15 protein-coding genes are annotated in these 16,508 nt (G+C 37.8%); 10 read left to right on the top strand and 5 right to left on the bottom strand.

Translation table 11 applies throughout. From position 1 onward, the window contains the following. Nucleotides 1-44: 44 nt before the first annotated feature. The 4 genes from AB3217_RS00255 to AB3217_RS00240 all read left to right on the top strand — a co-directional run bounded on the left by AB3217_RS00255 (nucleotide 45) and on the right by AB3217_RS00240 (nucleotide 4,404). Nucleotides 45-1,301: a S1C family serine protease gene (locus tag AB3217_RS00255; protein ID WP_068808391.1), complete on the top strand. Its 1,257-nt coding sequence runs from the start codon at nucleotides 45-47 to the stop codon at nucleotides 1,299-1,301. 791 nt (nucleotides 1,302-2,092) lie between these two features. After that, a complete protein-coding gene (rlmH, locus tag AB3217_RS00250; protein ID WP_057784927.1) occupies nucleotides 2,093-2,572 on the top strand; it encodes a 23S rRNA (pseudouridine(1915)-N(3))-methyltransferase RlmH in 480 nt (159 codons plus the stop codon). 285 nt (nucleotides 2,573-2,857) lie between these two features. Then, nucleotides 2,858-3,694, top strand: a complete 837-nt coding sequence (locus AB3217_RS00245; protein ID WP_084254363.1) for an aminoglycoside 6-adenylyltransferase — start codon at nucleotides 2,858-2,860, stop codon at nucleotides 3,692-3,694. A gap of 230 nt (nucleotides 3,695-3,924) precedes the next feature. Continuing rightward, nucleotides 3,925-4,404: a GNAT family N-acetyltransferase gene (locus tag AB3217_RS00240; protein ID WP_057784928.1), complete on the top strand. Its 480-nt coding sequence runs from the start codon at nucleotides 3,925-3,927 to the stop codon at nucleotides 4,402-4,404. Nucleotides 4,405-4,452: 48 nt separating this feature from the next. On the opposite strand, the gene msrA is transcribed toward AB3217_RS00240, so the two are convergent. After that, nucleotides 4,453-5,301 carry a peptide-methionine (S)-S-oxide reductase MsrA gene (msrA, locus tag AB3217_RS00235; protein ID WP_068808394.1) on the bottom strand — a complete coding sequence of 283 codons (849 nt, stop codon included), beginning with the start codon at nucleotides 5,299-5,301 and terminating at the stop codon, nucleotides 4,453-4,455. 229 nt (nucleotides 5,302-5,530) lie between these two features. Beyond that, nucleotides 5,531-7,516 carry an N-acetylglucosamine-specific PTS transporter subunit IIBC gene (nagE, locus tag AB3217_RS00230; protein WP_367365485.1) on the bottom strand — a complete coding sequence of 662 codons (1,986 nt, stop codon included), beginning with the start codon at nucleotides 7,514-7,516 and terminating at the stop codon, nucleotides 5,531-5,533. 352 nt (nucleotides 7,517-7,868) lie between these two features. Here nagE and AB3217_RS00225 point away from each other — a divergent pair, with 352 nt between their 5' ends. Then, complete coding sequence (locus AB3217_RS00225) at nucleotides 7,869-8,210, top strand: hypothetical protein (protein ID WP_057784931.1); 342 nt, start codon at nucleotides 7,869-7,871, stop codon at nucleotides 8,208-8,210. A 232-nt stretch (nucleotides 8,211-8,442) separates the two neighbouring features. Here AB3217_RS00225 and AB3217_RS00220 read toward each other — a convergent pair whose 3' ends face one another. Then, nucleotides 8,443-9,273: an SDR family NAD(P)-dependent oxidoreductase gene (locus AB3217_RS00220; protein WP_068808401.1), complete on the bottom strand. Its 831-nt coding sequence runs from the start codon at nucleotides 9,271-9,273 to the stop codon at nucleotides 8,443-8,445. A gap of 129 nt (nucleotides 9,274-9,402) precedes the next feature. Between AB3217_RS00220 and AB3217_RS00215 the strand changes: the two genes are divergently transcribed. Next, entirely contained in the window at nucleotides 9,403-9,933 is a 531-nt protein-coding gene (locus tag AB3217_RS00215; protein ID WP_068808404.1) for a TetR/AcrR family transcriptional regulator, read from the top strand. A gap of 50 nt (nucleotides 9,934-9,983) precedes the next feature. Here AB3217_RS00215 and AB3217_RS00210 read toward each other — a convergent pair whose 3' ends face one another. Both AB3217_RS00210 and AB3217_RS00205 read right to left on the bottom strand, forming a co-directional pair. Further along, complete coding sequence (locus AB3217_RS00210; protein WP_367365484.1) at nucleotides 9,984-11,624, bottom strand: peptide ABC transporter substrate-binding protein; 1,641 nt, start codon at nucleotides 11,622-11,624, stop codon at nucleotides 9,984-9,986. 518 nt (nucleotides 11,625-12,142) lie between these two features. Further along, on the bottom strand, nucleotides 12,143-13,033 hold the full coding sequence (locus tag AB3217_RS00205) for a helix-turn-helix domain-containing protein (RefSeq protein ID WP_367365483.1): 891 nt from the start codon (nucleotides 13,031-13,033) through the stop codon (nucleotides 12,143-12,145). A gap of 255 nt (nucleotides 13,034-13,288) precedes the next feature. Here AB3217_RS00205 and AB3217_RS00200 point away from each other — a divergent pair, with 255 nt between their 5' ends. From AB3217_RS00200 to AB3217_RS00185, 4 genes are all read left to right on the top strand, one after another. Beyond that, nucleotides 13,289-14,392, top strand: a complete 1,104-nt coding sequence (locus tag AB3217_RS00200; protein WP_367365482.1) for a ThiF family adenylyltransferase — start codon at nucleotides 13,289-13,291, stop codon at nucleotides 14,390-14,392. Nucleotides 14,393-14,395: 3 nt separating this feature from the next. Continuing rightward, complete coding sequence (locus tag AB3217_RS00195) at nucleotides 14,396-15,589, top strand: MFS transporter (RefSeq protein WP_367365481.1); 1,194 nt, start codon at nucleotides 14,396-14,398, stop codon at nucleotides 15,587-15,589. Between the two features lie 217 nt (nucleotides 15,590-15,806). Next, entirely contained in the window at nucleotides 15,807-16,061 is a 255-nt protein-coding gene (locus tag AB3217_RS00190) for an AbrB family transcriptional regulator (RefSeq protein ID WP_367365480.1), read from the top strand. Beyond that, nucleotides 16,058-16,456 (top strand): type II toxin-antitoxin system death-on-curing family toxin, encoded by a 399-nt coding sequence (locus tag AB3217_RS00185; RefSeq protein ID WP_068806358.1) that lies wholly within the window; start codon nucleotides 16,058-16,060, stop codon nucleotides 16,454-16,456. Before AB3217_RS00190 ends, AB3217_RS00185 begins: the two co-directional genes overlap by 4 nt. The last annotated feature ends 52 nt before the right edge of the window (nucleotides 16,457-16,508 follow it).

The raw sequence follows: 16,508 nt of genomic DNA, 5'->3' as shown, positions 1-16,508 counted from the left end.
AATAAGGCGAAGGGGGTTTGGCGATCATTTGATCGCATATAGCTATGTTTAAAAACAAGAATTTATGGGCAGTTTTCATTACAGCGCTAGTTGCAGGTTTGATTGGTGGTGGAATTGCGTTTGGGGCAGTTAATTACTTTAGTAATCGACAAGCAGAAAACGCGACAGCCGTCCCAAGTGGTTCGAATAGTTCGGGCTCAACCAAGGTCAGCAACGTGAAGGTTAATGTGAGTGGGCAGTCTGAAAAGGCTTATAGCAGCATTAAGAATGCTGTGGTTACCGTCATTAATCTGAAGAAGGAAAGTTCAAATTCAAGTAACAGTTTATATGGTTCGATTTTTGGAGAATCGTCTTCAAGTTCGTCAAGTTCCTCAAGCTCAAGTAAGCTTGAGACATACGCAGAAGGTTCAGGAGTCATTTACAAAAAGAGCGGAAATGCGGCTTACGTAGTGACAAACAACCATGTTATTTCGGGTTCAAACGCCGTTGAAATAATTATGAGTAATGGTAAGAAAGTTTCAGCTAAGGTTGTAGGTAAGGATTCCGTCACCGATTTAGCAGTTTTGAAAATTAACTCTTCTGTAGTGACAACCGTTGCCAGCTTTGGTAACTCGAATAACATTAAAGTTGGTGAAACGGCGCTAGCGATTGGTTCACCACTTGGTTCAGATTATGCTACTTCCTTAACACAAGGAATCATTTCTGCGAAGAAACGAACCGTTTCAACGACGAATGAATCTGGTCAAGAAACTGGGGAAGCTACAGTTATTCAAACAGATGCCGCAATCAACTCTGGTAACTCAGGTGGTCCTTTGATCAACTTAGCAGGTCAGGTAATTGGCATTAACTCCATGAAATTATCAAGCAGTTCATCTGGTACAAGTGTTGAAGGAATGGGTTTTGCAATTCCATCTAATGAAGTGGTTACGATTATTAATCAGTTAATTAGTAAAGGTAAGATTGTTCGGCCAGCGTTAGGAGCTTCTTTGATTGATTTAACAGACATTACGTCTAGTCAACAGAAGTCAATCCTCAAGCTACCATCAAGTGTCAATGAAGGCGCTGTGATCTATCAAACGTATGCAGGCTCACCAGCACGTACAGCAGGCTTGAAGAAGTATGATGTCGTCACGAAATTGGATGGCACAAAGATTACCAGTGTGGCAACCTTGAGGGATAAACTTTACAAACTTAAGATTGGCGATAAAGTGAAAATTGGTTGGTATCATGGTAGCACTTATAAGACAGCCACCATTCACTTAACAGAAACCACAACGACACTAAGTTCACAGGCAAAATAAATTATGAATATTAGAAAAGACGTCAAGTTAGGCTTGGCGTCTTTTTTTTGTGGAAAACAAGGCCGAATCAGGCCATGAGGTTAAGAGAGATCGCGTGTTTCTATTCTTGTCTTTAATTGGCTAGTGTAATCCCCAAAAGAAAATTACTAACTACTTCAGATGGATGTATCTATGCGTTGTTTTTTATTACGGACAAATAGTGTAGAATTATACACAGGAAATGTATATAAATGGCTGAACTGGGCGTTTTATAACAAGTTTGAATTACTTTTGAAAATCCACTTTATTTTTGGAGTAAATTGTGGTTCCGAATGATTTTAAATATTCTAAAGTTTTTCTTAAGGAAAGACGGAAATTTATCAGAAGAAAAACGAACATTGCCCCCATCAATAATTATGGATTGTTCAGATCAAAAATAAGCTGTGAAAAACAATTGTGGACAACTGTGGATAACTTTGTGAATAACTAAAATGACATTTTGAAGCGATGACCTAAATCAGGTTGGTATAAGTAATGAAATGGGTTTAAAAGTTATCCACAGGTTGGGACGGAAACTGTGGACTAAATTTGTTTCACAAAATTATGAACGCCACAAATGCAGATATATCAGCGTTTTTAGCCTGTGGATACGAACATGTGTTACTGTTGAAAACAGTGGATAACTAAATTTTATGTTGACAAGTTGGGGATAGCTCATGTTGTGGTGGTGGAAAAATGACCCCTATATATGGGAATCTTATTCACCAGCCTGTGGATAACTTTGTGAATAACTTGTGTAAAGGAGTATTTTTATGAACATCAAGTTTATTGTTGTGGGAAAACTCAAAGAGAAGTATTTTAAACAGGGAATTGCCGAATATGCAAAAAGACTCAGTAAATTCTGCAAGTTTAGCATCGTCGAAGTTCCCGATGAGAAGGCTCCGGAATCTCTAAGTGACGCAGAGATGGCTGATGTGAAGGAAAAAGAAGGAGAACGAATTCTAAATAAGATCAAAGAACGTGAGTATGTGTACAGTTTGGAGATACTAGGTAAAGAACGTTCGTCAGAAGAATTTGCTAAGGAGATCGATCAGTTGGCAACGTACGGTCACTCTGATCTCACATTTGTGATTGGTGGGTCACTCGGATTGAGTCCTGAAGTGATCAAACGAGCAAATGCACACATCTCGTTTGGTCGTTTTACATTGCCACATCAGCTGATGCGGTTAGTGTTAGTGGAGCAAGTTTACCGTGCGTTTATGATTAATGCAGGAAGTCCGTATCATAAATAAAATTGCGTGCAAAAAGGCAATTAATTAATGAAGCCCATCGTAGCGGAGAATTAATGTTTATACTGAGATGGAAAAACCATACTATCTGAAACTATGTTTTTCCAGGCTAGTGTTTTGTACAATAGTTGTTTGTCATAATTCATTTTTTCTTTGTCTTAATTACGTTTGGCTTACTATTTAGTTAGTAAGTGGGACTTTTTCAATAAATTTTCGTTATGTGTTGGCATACGGTAGCCTTTAATGTTGCGTACTGATTTTGTGAATGATAATCAAAGGAGCATGTTGATGATTACTACTGATTTAGATAAATTAATCAAACTTGCAAGTGATAACAAGAATATTATTGCCATTGGTACAGAAGGTGCGTCAAATGATAGCACACAAATTAGCGATGAGTGGACAGATCTAGATGTCACACTTTTTGTACGTGAACCAGCGCGCGAAGATGGTTGGTGGTGGCTCCAACAGTTAGGCGAGCCAACGATTGTTCAATTTATTGAAACACAGGATTTGTTTGGTCCACATAGTGGTAGGTGGTTTTCATGGCTCACACGCTATACTGGCACACGACGCATTGATTTTAAAATGACATCGGTTCAGGCAGAAGCTGCCTATTTGAGTAATGACACACTAAACACAATTGTTTGGCGCCAAAATAAGGGGCGAGTCCCACCGCGCAAAACTAATGCTCAGTCACATTTTATTCCGTTACCCGATCAAGACAGTTTTCAAGAACATGTGCGAGAATTTTATTGGTGTGCCGGCAATGTAGTTAAAGGCTTGGCACGGCAAAATCTAGTGTATGCTAACGAGCAATTTAATCGATATGTTCGTCCAGAACTACTAACTTTACTGGAAATGCGAGCAACCATGCAACAAAATGGACGATTTGATGCTGGTGTGACGGGAAAGTTTATCGAGCCAACGTTAAGTGCAGTTGAAAAAACACAATTATCTGCAACTTATCAGCAAACCTCGTTGCCGGAAACTAAAGCAAGTTTGCGTAAAGTACTGCAATTATATCGCGGCGTAAGTGAGCAAATCAGTGGTAACTATAATTTTGACTTACCGAAAACAATCACAAAAGTTTATCAACAATTCAATATGTGGTTAAGTGCTTAATTTGGAGGTTTGATAATGACTGACATATAAATGATGAGTCGGCAGTAAGTGATCCGTGATCTGTCGTAGCATAGAAGACCCAGAATCCGCCAATAATTATCGTACATTAAGGCAAACGAAGAGCTTTATTCGCTGGTCTTTAACAAATGAACTGGACGAAAATATTGCCGTTTTTGTGGATCGCTTTAGAAAAGCGATGTTTGAATAAACTATAAAAGAAGGTAAATCGCATGATTACATACCGATTATTTAGGCCAGAGGATGCTAATGATGTTGCCAAAGTGATTGCTGAAACACTGAGAGTTTCCAATCGAAAAGATTATTCGCAGGAATACATTGAAGCCGATATTAAACGTATGAATGCAAAATTTTTTATAAATAAAGCAAAACAAACACATTTTTATGTATTTCTTGATGCAGATCGAATTATTGGTACTGGAGCTATTGGGTCATATTGGGGAAGTACTAAGGAATACAGTTTGTTTGATATTTTTATTTTGCCTAATTTTCAGCATCGAGGGATTGGTCGTCTGATTATTGAAACTTTGGAAAAAGACAGCTATTTTCTGAAGGCAACGCGGGTTGAAATCCCAGCCTCTATTACTGCACTACCTTTTTATCAACACATGAATTATAGGTTTAAAGATGGACAGCGCAAGCCCGATAAGGAACAGCTTTATCGATTAGAGAAATTTCCAAAAATTGATTAAATTATAGAAAACAAAATGACACGACTTCAAGCGAAGCACTTAGTCGTGTCATTTTTTGATTCCGGTTTTTATTAATTTGTTTAAACTGACCCGTACTTTACCCCAAAAATGCTGCATAGCCAGATACTGTCGGCGTGCATGTGCCATCTTTTTATATCTAACTGGATTCTTTTTGTAAAACTCTTGATGGAAGTTTTCGGCAGGCCAAAATTTGGTGGCAGGTAAAATTTCAGTTACAATCGGATGTTTATATTTCCCAGATGCCCTTAATTTTTGTTTGGAAGCTTCCGCAATTTTTCGTTGCTGAGCGCTTTGAACGAAAATAATTGGGCGGTATTCCTCACCGCGATCGTTAATCTGGCCCATATTGTCAGTAGGGTCTGTAATTTGCCAATAAAGGGCCACCAGTTCATTATACTTAATAATTCGGGTATCAAAGACAATTTCCACTGCTTCAACGTGGCCGGTTTGTTGGCCCACTACTTGTTCGTAGGTTGGCTTAATGACGTGTCCCCCGGTGTAGCCAGATAAAACGGAAACAATGCCAGGCCGCGTCTCAAAAGGCTCCACCATGCACCAAAAACAGCCACCGGCGAATATGGCCCGTTCATAGTAAGGATTGGATAGATTTTGATGTTTTGCGACATCAAACGTGGGTGATTTTTCTGCATCATCAGTTATTTTTGCATAAAAATCCGCCACATCAGGAGTCAGGTTATCACGCCAAGCTAAAGGGCGCAGCGCAAATTCTAGTTGGTCAAGTTCTGTGTTGAAATGTGCGCCTTTTTCGACAGCGTTTTTCATTGTGAGCAATTGAGTTCGTTCCCAGACTCTGGTTGCGGGGTTTAAAATTAGGTTATAAATATCGCGCATAGTTGTTTGTTCATCGACCTTCATTTTGCTTCCTCCTCCCAACTTTTCAAATGCATTATGCAGGAATTGTAGGGAGATTGCACCTATTTTGATTTTCGTTGAAAACTCAGAATTTAATGAATTGCATAAAAAGGTGTTAGCTGTATTTAACTCAGTTAGCACCTAATTTTTAAATTAAGAACAAGAAAAGATCGTTCCTAAAAGAACGATCTTTATTGTGGGACTTATTAATTTGAATTGATGAGAAGGAAATTTACTTTAATATAACTTTGACAACTTCTTCATCAGTACCAACCTGGCGGGCAAGGCCGTCAAACTTCATATAACCTACAGCAGGCATATTTGTAATGATGACAATCATTGTTGTACCCTTGCCAGAGTGATTGATAGCTTGTAGGTCAGCAGTAGCAAGTAAATCACCATGACGAACCTTTTGACCTTCAGAAACGTTTACTGTAAAAGGTTCTCCCTTAAGTTCAACGGTATCTAATCCCATGTGAACCAAGATTTCTAAGCCATCATCGGTTTTAATTCCGATCGCGTGTTTAGTAGGGAAAACGGTCATGATCTCACCATCAACAGGTGAAACAACTTTACCATCTGAAGGTTCAACAGCATAGCCATCACCTAGTATCTTTTGAGAGAAGGTTGGATCTTTCACATCTTCAATTGCAAGTAATTGACCAGCGGTTGGAGTATAGAAGGTGTCAACTGCACCAGAATTAACATCCGCACTTGTAACAGGTTCAGGAGTTGGTGCAGCTGTAGTAGTAATTTTTCCTACTGGAGCGCCTTCTTTATCAAGTTTGGTTAACGCATCAGCGACAAATTGAACTTCAGTTCCAATTACAATTTGAAGATTGGACTTATCTAGAACGTTGATACCAATAGCACCAGCCCCTTTAATAGCGCCTTTATTAATTGTATCGGTATCTTTTAATTGCAAACGAAGACGGGTTGTACAATTATCGATAGCAGTGATGTTATCTTTACCACCAATAGCTGCATAAATCTTTTTGGCTTGAATGCTGTATTTATCATCACTATCATCGGTATCGATTGCGACATCGACACCTTCGGCTGCATCCGCTTCGATAGGTTCACGACCGGGAGTCATTAAATTGAATTTTTTGATTGCAAAATCAAATCCAAAGTAGTAAATAACAGCCATGACAAGACCTTGAACGATTAGCATGTAGGGCATGTTAGCAATCGGCATGCGTGAACTTAAGACGAAATCGACTAAGCCAGCGCTAAACGTAAACCCGGCAGTCCAATGCATAAATGCTGCAAAGGCTAAGGATAAACCAGTGAAAACGGCATGAATTACGTATAAAGGCCATGCAACAAACATGAATGAGAATTCCAATGGCTCAGTTACACCAGTGAAGAATGCCGCGAAGGCGCCAGCCATCATCAATGAAGCTGTTTCTTTTTTACGTTCAGGACGGGCGTTACGATAAATCGCCAGGGCACCGGCTGGGAGTCCAAACATCATAACAGGGAAGAAACCACCCATGTACATACCGGTAACCCCTTTAACCCCCTGGTTAGCCCAGAATTTACCAATATCATTAATTCCGGCAACGTTGAACCAGAATACTGAGTTTAAAGCTTGATGTAAACCAGTTGGAATCAATAAACGATTGAAAAATCCATATAATCCAGCACCAACAGCACCTAAACCAACGAAGAATTTACCAAAAGCAACTAGAGCTTCGTATACTGGTGGCCAAACGAATAATAATAGCACTGTAACAAATAACATAACTAAAGCGGACATAATTGGAACTAGTCGTTTGCCGCTAAAGAATGATAAGGCCATCGGTAATTTAGTTTCGTGGAATCGGTTGTAAAGTGAGGCTGCAATTAGTCCAGCAATAATACCGATAAAGACATTACCACTAAGGGCACTAAAGGATGGATCTACTTGAGTTACCTTAATGTTTTTTAATAAGGCAACTGAAGCTGGTGCTAAAACAGAGACAGGGACAAAATAAGCAACAACACCAGCTAAAGCGGCGGCACCATCTTTGTCCTTTGACATACCAAGTGCAAGACCAACTGCGAATAAAAGCGCAAGTTGACCAAGAATGGCATTACCACCGGCTTGCAAGAATTGCGCCACGGCCCATTTTGCAGGTAACCAGTGACCAATACCGACTAATAATGCGGCGGCAGGTAAAACAGCAACGGGCAGTTGTAAAGAACGACCCATGCGTTGAAGATATGATTTCATATAGAATACTCCTCCTTTTGGAAAGTGAAAAAAGTTATAAATGCATAACACATTTTCCATAATAACGCCTAAACAAGCGCTTACACAACCCCGTTGCTGTTGAAATTGACTGATATTACATGTGGTCTATACCGATTGAAAAGAACACATGAGTCACTTCATGAGGGTTTATATTTTATTGGTATAAAATTTGAAAAATTACCTTATTGGGACTTAAATACTCAAATGATTTAAATTTTTTGAAATTATTTTGAAAGCATTTCAATTTATGCTGTGGGTTCATTTCAGTACTTTAAGTCAGCTTGCGATATAATAGATTTAACAAAGACATTTAAGAGAACAAGGAGAATATATGATATTTACTGGAATTATGATCGTTATCTTTATTGCCCTGGGAGTGGTTTGGTATGTGCTTCAAAAACGAATTACGGCACTAAAAAAGCAGTTCACACTTGAGCAAATTACTGATGTGATGACCAAAGATAAAAGTGTGGTTAAAACGATAAAACAGGCTCGTGTTTTGCAGGGCATTTCCTTTATCGCTGTTTTACTTATTTTGTGGACAATTTTTGAGAATTATCCAAACAGCTATTATCTGGTTTTGCTGAATGTGATGCAACTCACGACGACTGCTCGGCAATATTTCTTGTACCTAGCTTGGCAGCGATGTGCATTCTTAATTAACGGAAAATAAGACAAGCGCAATTAACGATTTTGGAAATAACCCAAAACCTAGTTAACTGCACTTGTTTAATTATAGATATTTATTACTCAACTCGTTTGATTTTGCCCACTGCAGTGACAGATATAACAAAATCAGCGACCATGTCGGCGATCTCAGGAATTGTCTGTTGTGATGAAAAATGTTTCACGTGAAAATATATATACAAAAAACTTGCAGAAATTGACTGCAAGTTTTTTTGTGATTATTTAGTTCGTTTAGCTAAACGATTTAATACAGCTAGTGATGCCGCACGATAAATCCGTGGGTAGGCTCGGACAATGTGCACGATCGCGCGGTCTCCAAATGAACGGAAATAACGGTGTTTCGGTTTCGAGTCGGTCGCTGCTGCATAGAAGACTTTAGCTAAGTCAGCTGAAGTTGCCCCACTTTGACCTTCAAATGAGCCAAAACTCTTAGCTAATGAATTAACGAAGGGTAAGTAAGCAGAATCTGGCTTGAGATTTTTGCGAATATTGTCCATGGTGATTGCAGACCAAGATGATTGGGTGCCACCGGGTTGAACAATTACTGATCGAATTCCAAATTGTTGAACTTCAACATCTAAGGTGTCACTCCATTGTTGTAAAGCTGCTTTAGTTGCGTGATAGTAAGCGTTTAGTGGGATATAAAGGTCACCACCGATTGATGAAATATTGACAATTCGGCCAGAGTTTTGTGCACGCATAGTTGGCAAACTTAGCTTAGTTAATTCAGCTGCGCCAAAGAAATTAGTCTCGAATTGTTTTCGGACATTTTCAATTGAAACATCTTCAACAGGACCACCTTCACTGTAACCCGCATTATTAATAAGCACGTCTAGTCTTTGCTGTTCTGATAAAATGGTTTGAATAAAATTGTGATTAGACTCTGAATCCGTGACGTCCAGTTTGATGGCATGAATGTTGGCGCTGGTTGGGATCTTTTCAACTCGACGGGCACCACCATAAACCACCCAGCCTTTTTCAGCAAATAGTTGTACAGCTGCTTTGCCCATCCCACTACTGGCACTTGTAATTGCGATTACTTTTTTCATGCGATATTATCCTTCTTCCTTTGAATATGTTACTGTTGTAACAGTTAGTAATTGAAGAAAGTGTACCGCCAATTTTAAGTCATTACAATCACTTCAGAGCCAGAAGTGACAAAAGGAGTAAACATGTCAATGACCAAACGATCAAACGAAACGGAAGCCTACATATTGGGCGCATTGGAGCGTTTATTAAAGAAGAAAGCATTTGCGGAAATCTCAATCACGGAATTAGCAAAAACAGCCGGTGTCTCACGGATGACTTTTTATCGATACTATCAAAACCCGACCGAAATATTGACTCACGAAATGAGCAGGATAATGACCGAATTAACAACTAAAGTTGATTTTGATGCCATGATTCCCCATGAGGGCTTAGTTTATATCATGCGATTTCTTAAAGCCAATGGCGATTTTATCAAAGTGTTAGTTGCGGCCAATGAACAGGATATGTTGCGTGATAGTATTGCCAAAACTTTGGTACAATTATCCCATCACAAGGGACAGCTCCAAGATCTGAATTCTCGTGAAATTGCCTACTATGCGCGCTACCATTCTACAGGTTTAACGAGCGTAATTGTCGACTGGATTACCAAAGCTGGACCAGAGACGCCAGAAGAATTGGCAACGTTTTTGGAACGGATTGGTGAGGGAGCCGAAACTTAGCAGATTATAAAAAATTGGGCCGCCCCATCAAGGGTAGTCCGATTTTATCATTATTTGACATAAGTACTGCGGAAATCTAATGCACCACTAAATTTATTGTAAATAACACCATGCAAGGATGATTTCACTAATAAACGCGAACGGCTTTCGTATAGCGGTGTAACCGCCTGATCTTTGACAGCTGTTTTGGCTGCGTCCACAAGATCTTGATAACGTTTAGTAGGATTCAAAGCATCCTTTCCATCGGCAGCATTCATGGCATTGTCATAGGTTTTACTTTGATAATGGCCCATGTTGGAGTTGCTGGTAGACGTCAAAATGGTCAAAGCTTGCGTCGGATCAGCAAAATCCATGCCCCAACTAGTTAAATTAAGCTGGAAATCTCCTTGAGAGACTTTTGTTAACATTGAAGGGAATGGCATAGTGCGCACGTTGACCTTCAAGCCATTTAAATGATTCATCAACTGGCCTTGAATGAAAGTAGCTGCATGTTGGCTCGTATCATCGTTGGCGCAAGTGATTGTTAGAGTTAATTGCTGTTTTCCTAATTGTTTTTGTGCAGTTTTATATAGAGTTTTTGCTTTGGCAATGTTGTAAGCCATAGAGCTCGAAATGTAAGCATCGTCGGCAAAATCTTTACCTGTCTGGGGGTTCTTCAACATATTGTGCACCCCAAACGTCTTGGCCGAGGTAGAGCCATTTTCAAGAATTTTATCCACTAATTGCTGACGATTAATAGTGAGTGAAATTGCGGTGCGTAGATCTTTGTTGGCCGCTGTTTTATCTTTTTCGTTATACTGAATGAAACCAACTCGGCCGGAGGACAAAGTCTTTAATTCTGGATTGTCCTTGTTTTGGACATTTTCTTCGCCGGCTAAAGTAACCATAGCCAGCTTATTGGCTTGGTACAAATTGTAAGCCGTTGAAGTGGCCTTGATTACCTGATAATTGATTTTAGCGAGCTTTACAATTTTATGATCTCTGTAAGTTGGGTTCTTGACCAAACTCCAAGTATCATTAGTTCCGTTCCAGCCTTTCAAAACGAATGGCCCATTGTAGATCGTTTTTTTAGCGGTCATGCCGTATTTAGAACCATATTTTTCAACGGCTTTTTGGCTAATTGGATAGAAAGTTGTGCCTGATAAAAGCTTCTTGAAGTACGGAATGGGTTTGCTTAAATGGACCTTTAGCTGATATTTACTAGTCGCAGTCACACCCAATGTGGCAGGGGACTTTTTACCAACCATAATGGCGCTGGCATTTTTGAAATTGGCAAACAAATAAGTGAATTCAGATTTAGTTTTAGGATCTAGCGTCCGTCTCCAAGAATAAACAAAATCGTTGGCTGTGACTTTTTCACCGTCACTCCACCGGCCATTGTGGCGTAAATTAATAGTATATGTTTTACCATTTTTGGAAACGGTGGTTTTGGTTGCTAATGCATTGACCGGATTACTATTTTTGTTTAATCGGTAAAGGCCTTCATCGACTTGACTGAGTTGACTACTAGAAACGCCATCGGTTATTTTTGAGGCGTCTAAACTGGTAAGATTAGTGGTTTCGTATAAATTGATTTTTTGTGCGGGTGCTGCCTGAGCTTGTTTAGAATTGGCATGAATGCCGAAACTGACGCCGCCGATCAGAATGATACCTGCAATAAGTAATGCCTTTTTGTTTGTAAAAATACTCATGATTGATTTCCTCCAAATATGTTGAATAATTTGTCTTGAAATTGATCAATGAGCGTTGCCATCGTTGTATTTCCATGTGTTTCACCCCGTTTGAGAAATCAAAAAACCGTCCTTAACAGCCAATGTGTTAAGGACGGTTTTTCACCGCGGTGCCACCTCAATTGGGTTCATTTTAGATTCGCGAAAAGTCTAAAGATGCACCCCTACTTTACAGAGAACGAACATTCTCCTGACAACTGACGTATGTCATGACGTCTTTTCGTACTTTCGAAATTTCGGAAAAGCCCTCGGTGGTCCATTTAATTACTTGCGTTCGGTCATACTCTCAGCGACGATGACTCTCTGTGCGTGCACAGTAATCTTGATCTCCACCTCATCGGTTTTTAAGGACGATTTTAAGTTGCCATTATCATACAGCGGGTGATGGGAAGTTGTCAACTAGAAAATTTACTATAAGACAAATTCTAATTTTAAAAAATTTCTTATTGAAATTAGAGTGTCGCCAAACCGTACCAAATTTACTTAAAATTATTCCAGTTTATAAATACCCTTTTAAGATCTGCATCAGTTATATATTGTTTTAAAAAGTTAAATTCATTAGTTATAAAATGATCATCATGCATAACTAACACGGTAATATCAATGGATCGCTTTAAAAGTGCTACCCCTTCTTCTTTTTCGTTTTGCATATACTTAACCAATCCTTCAAGAGAAAAATAACGTGTTTTGTGATAGTAATCGCGTTCACTGAAGCTGTTATTCTTCAATAAATTAACAAATTCCATTGCCTGCTCAAAGTCACCAATGGCTACTAAGTTTAAAATTAAATTATTGTACAAATAGAATACAATCGAGAAACTGTCCTGCCGAAAGTTACCATATAGATTTATTTTTTTAGCTAATACACGAATAAGGCTGGCTGCTGAATTAACATCCATAAATGGCATTGCATGGCCAAAAAGATATAGTTCATAAAAAGACCAATTTTCAATTTTTGCAAAATATTCTTGCAAATACGTAATCTCTTTTTTTGAAATTTGACCTTCTCCCAAGGTAATAAGCATCATTTTTAGTTGAATAACTTGCAGCTTTGAGTAGCGGTTGTTGCCTTTATGCCAAAGGTTCAAATATTGTCGAAGTACCGTAATGTTACCTGATTGATAAGCTTCCTGCAGGTTTACCACAAAATTGTCACTTTTTTTATTACGTTGATAGTAGAGGTAGTCAAATTCAGATGGCTTTACTTTGATACGTTCAAGTAGTTTTAATAAATGTGAGTACGAAATATCGCTTAACCCACGTTCGAATTGAGATAAAAACGGTACCGATACAATGTCTTTTCCGGCTTCTTGTAGAGTGATTGATTTACCTTTACGAAGCTCGTGAAATATTTCTCCAGATGAAATCATTGCTTGCCTCCATATATAATAATTTAAAGTATATCAAACTTTTAATCCAGCTTTAATATATGATATTATTATGAATTTATCAACCGGTTGATTGATAATTTAAATAGGAGACAAAGACATATGGTACAAAAAACAACTTATGATGCAAGTGTTGCTGGATCAGCACTTGAAGGCTAATTAATGGTCTTTAACTATAACCCGTACCCCATATTCTTTTAAGAATGTGGGGTACGTTAATTAAATGGAGGAAAAATAATGAATTATAAAGAAATTAAACCAAAGTTAAAGAAAGCATATCCTGTTGTTTACGATAAGAATCGAATTTTAGTTGGAGGATTTGGGAAAAACATTGAATATTCTGATCCAACGGGATCGGTATATTTTGTATTCAAATTACTTACAGGCAAATATACGATTAAACAAATAACTAGAAAAACAATTAATCAATATTCACAATATACTGAAAAAGATGTTTTTGATTTAATAAATGATTTAAATTCAGAAAGGATAATCGAAGACGCTAATATCAGTGGTACTAATGTTTTATCAAAATATGAGCTCGAACGGTATCATCGAAATATTAATTTTTTTTCGTCCTTTATCGATTTAAAGAAGAATAAATATAGAATTCAAAGAAAAATCTCTGATACCACCGTTGGGATTATCGGTTTAGGTGGATTGGGATCACATATTGTTTACGATTTAGCTGCCCTGGGTATTGGACATATTAAGGCCATTGAATTCGATAAACTTGATCTTACAAATTTAAACAGACAAATTTTGTACAATTATGAAGATGTTGGAAAGAGTAAAGGTCATCTCGCAAAAAAAAGAATTCATGATTTTAATCCTAAGGTTAAATTTGATTTATTTGAAAAAAAGGTAACTTCTGCTAAGGATATTACAGATTGTTTTAATGATGTTGACTTTATCATTTTAGTAGCCGATCGACCTAAGTACTATATGGCTCACTGGGCTAATGAATCTGCTGTCACTTTGAATGTACCCATGTTTGTTGCTGGTTTGGAAGCACAAAGAGCAATGTATTACACTATTATTCCACATAAGACAGGTTGTGTAGAATGCTGGAGGCAAAGTGTTAGAGAGAACGACCATATTTCTGATGAGGTGTTACAAGAGAAAGAACGCATGAACTTACTTGGAGACAACACAGCTATTGTTCCTTTAGTTTCTGCAGTAACAGGATTAATAATGTCCGAGATTTTAAGGTATATTTCAGGTATTGGTAGTCTTCAAGCAGCCGGTAATTTGATCGCAATCGATTTTCTTACCATGAACACAAAGATTATCGAGACATGGAAACGTAATCCCAATTGTGCAGTCTGTGGAGGTCACTGAAAAATGATATCATCTATTTCTGATTTCAATAAACTTTGGTTTTCTTTTCTCATATCCTCAATTGGAGATTGGTTATACAAATTGGCCTTACCTTTAATTGTTTTGGCTAAAACTGGATCTGCTTATCATGCTGCAACGATTTATGGAATCTCCTTTATACCATGGATATTTTTCTCGCTTTTAGGTGGGAGTATTGCTGACACGTTTAATAAAAAACACATTTTATTTTGGGGAAATATTGTTTCTGGAGTTTTGACTGTTTTATTAGCATTGTTTGTGAATCAAACAAAATTGATTATGTGGCAGCTTTATTTAATTGTTTTTTTCCTTTCATCAATTGATCCATTAATTCATCCCACATTTCAAAGTATTTTACCTCAATTAACAGGGTCTGCAGAATTGATTACAGCCAATGCTAAGATTCAAACGGTGGATAATACGCTCTCAATACTTGGCCCGTTGGTCGGAGGAACCGTAATTGTTCTGTTTTCTGGTACTAATGCGCTTTGGGTGGATGCAGTCACTTTTTTTATAGCCGCCGTTTTCATCACGCAAATTTCTATAAAAACTCCTTCACGTGGGACGCTGAATTTAAGAAAGTTAATTGAAAGTATCAAAGAAGGTGCTAACTACTCTTTCGGTCAAAAAGTGATTTTTAGTGGCTCTGTAATGTTTTTTTTTACTAATTTTGCTCTGAACATGTTTGAAGCAAATTTTATGTACTACATGACGCGGCAATTAAAATTATCGGTATTAGAGGCTTCACTAGCAATGACGTTAGCTGGAATCGGATCCTTAGTTGCCGGATTTGTCACACCAAAAATTAGTCGATATTTTTCCTCGGGAAGAATTTTATCTGTAAGTACTATGTTAGCTGGATTATTTACCGTTTGTTTGTTTCTAACACAGAAGACGTGGTCGGTTGGTTTTGTTTTGGGATTGATTAGTTTTTTCGGTACCATTAATGTTATTACTTATTTCACATTAAGACAGCGAACAGTTCCATCAGATATACTAGGAAGAGTAGTATCTGTTACTCGTATGGTTTCATATGCATCTATTCCGATCGGATCATGGTTAAGTGGATATTTGATTAGTATTGGTACCACAATGAAAGTTATTGTGATATTGGCCGGAGTTATTCGATTTTTAGCAGGAGCTGGTGCGTGGCTATCACCACTTGGTAAAGAAAAGTGAGATTAATAGTAAAAAATAATTAGACTTGTCAACTATGAATAAGTTGAACTATTTCTAGTCCGCAAATTTTAAATTCATTTAACTCTGATTTAATGATTGTTGAAAATAGGATATGAGGCAGTTTTACGGCACTCAACCAGGTCCATGTAAAATCTTTGAGTTTTGTGTGTACGAAGATGTATAATGTACATACAGAGCAAAGGATGGAGGGATGTACATGATTAATCCAGAAGAATTAAACAAAGATGTAAAGATGTTTAAAAACGGGAACTCTTTTGCATTTCGCGTCTCTAAACAGGATCGTGAATTTTTGAGTGCAAACGAAAGCACTGAATTTGAAAAAGTAGTATCTCCGGATGGAAAAGAGATCACCTTTCGAAAAGTAGAAAAGGTTCGCCCGGAGATTATGGATATAGCGGATAAATTAATGGACAAAAACACGGATCTGATGAAAAGGTTAGAGCGGCTATGATTTATTTAAAAAAGGAAGAGTTAATAGCCATAAATGAAAAGATTTTAACGCGTTCTAGTAGTGATTTGATAGGGGTACAGTATTCCCAAGGTTTAGATTTGGTGATAGAGCGGCCACAACAAGTCGTTTTTGGCCGTGAGTTGTATCCTAACATTTGGATCAAGGCAGCTTTTATTATTCAAAAAATTACTAAAAAGCATATATTCATCGACGGAAATAAAAGAACAGCAATATTATCCGGTTTGATTTTTTTAGAAATAAACGGTTATGAATTGGAGTTCACGGCTGATGAAGGTGAAAAAATAATATTGGGTGTGACTAACAGTAATGACTCTGAAGAAACCATGTTGTCTCTTGCCGAATGGTTAAAAGGAAAAGCGGTTAAGAAAGTATAGACCATATGTACAAGCAGCTTACATTAAAATTAAATAATGCCAAAAAAATAAA

This window comes from Pediococcus parvulus, assembly GCF_964063155.1.
Lineage (GTDB): Bacteria > Bacillota > Bacilli > Lactobacillales > Lactobacillaceae > Pediococcus > Pediococcus parvulus.
This window is presented reverse-complemented; position numbering and strand designations above follow the sequence as displayed.

Coding starts and splice junctions, on each gene's coding strand:
- AB3217_RS00200 (WP_367365482.1), top strand. CDS start 13,289: ATGAATTATAAAGAAATTAAACCAAAGTTAAAGAAAGCATATCCTGTT.
- AB3217_RS00210 (WP_367365484.1), bottom strand. CDS start 11,624: ATGAGTATTTTTACAAACAAAAAGGCATTACTTATTGCAGGTATCATT.
- AB3217_RS00245 (WP_084254363.1), top strand. CDS start 2,858: ATGATTACTACTGATTTAGATAAATTAATCAAACTTGCAAGTGATAAC.
- AB3217_RS00185 (WP_068806358.1), top strand. CDS start 16,058: ATGATTTATTTAAAAAAGGAAGAGTTAATAGCCATAAATGAAAAGATT.
- AB3217_RS00220 (WP_068808401.1), bottom strand. CDS start 9,273: ATGAAAAAAGTAATCGCAATTACAAGTGCCAGTAGTGGGATGGGCAAA.
- AB3217_RS00215 (WP_068808404.1), top strand. CDS start 9,403: ATGACCAAACGATCAAACGAAACGGAAGCCTACATATTGGGCGCATTG.
- nagE (WP_367365485.1), bottom strand. CDS start 7,516: ATGAAATCATATCTTCAACGCATGGGTCGTTCTTTACAACTGCCCGTT.
- msrA (WP_068808394.1), bottom strand. CDS start 5,301: ATGAAGGTCGATGAACAAACAACTATGCGCGATATTTATAACCTAATT.
- AB3217_RS00205 (WP_367365483.1), bottom strand. CDS start 13,033: ATGATTTCATCTGGAGAAATATTTCACGAGCTTCGTAAAGGTAAATCA.
- rlmH (WP_057784927.1), top strand. CDS start 2,093: ATGAACATCAAGTTTATTGTTGTGGGAAAACTCAAAGAGAAGTATTTT.
- AB3217_RS00190 (WP_367365480.1), top strand. CDS start 15,807: ATGATTAATCCAGAAGAATTAAACAAAGATGTAAAGATGTTTAAAAAC.
- AB3217_RS00225 (WP_057784931.1), top strand. CDS start 7,869: ATGATATTTACTGGAATTATGATCGTTATCTTTATTGCCCTGGGAGTG.
- AB3217_RS00195 (WP_367365481.1), top strand. CDS start 14,396: ATGATATCATCTATTTCTGATTTCAATAAACTTTGGTTTTCTTTTCTC.
- AB3217_RS00240 (WP_057784928.1), top strand. CDS start 3,925: ATGATTACATACCGATTATTTAGGCCAGAGGATGCTAATGATGTTGCC.
- AB3217_RS00255 (WP_068808391.1), top strand. CDS start 45: ATGTTTAAAAACAAGAATTTATGGGCAGTTTTCATTACAGCGCTAGTT.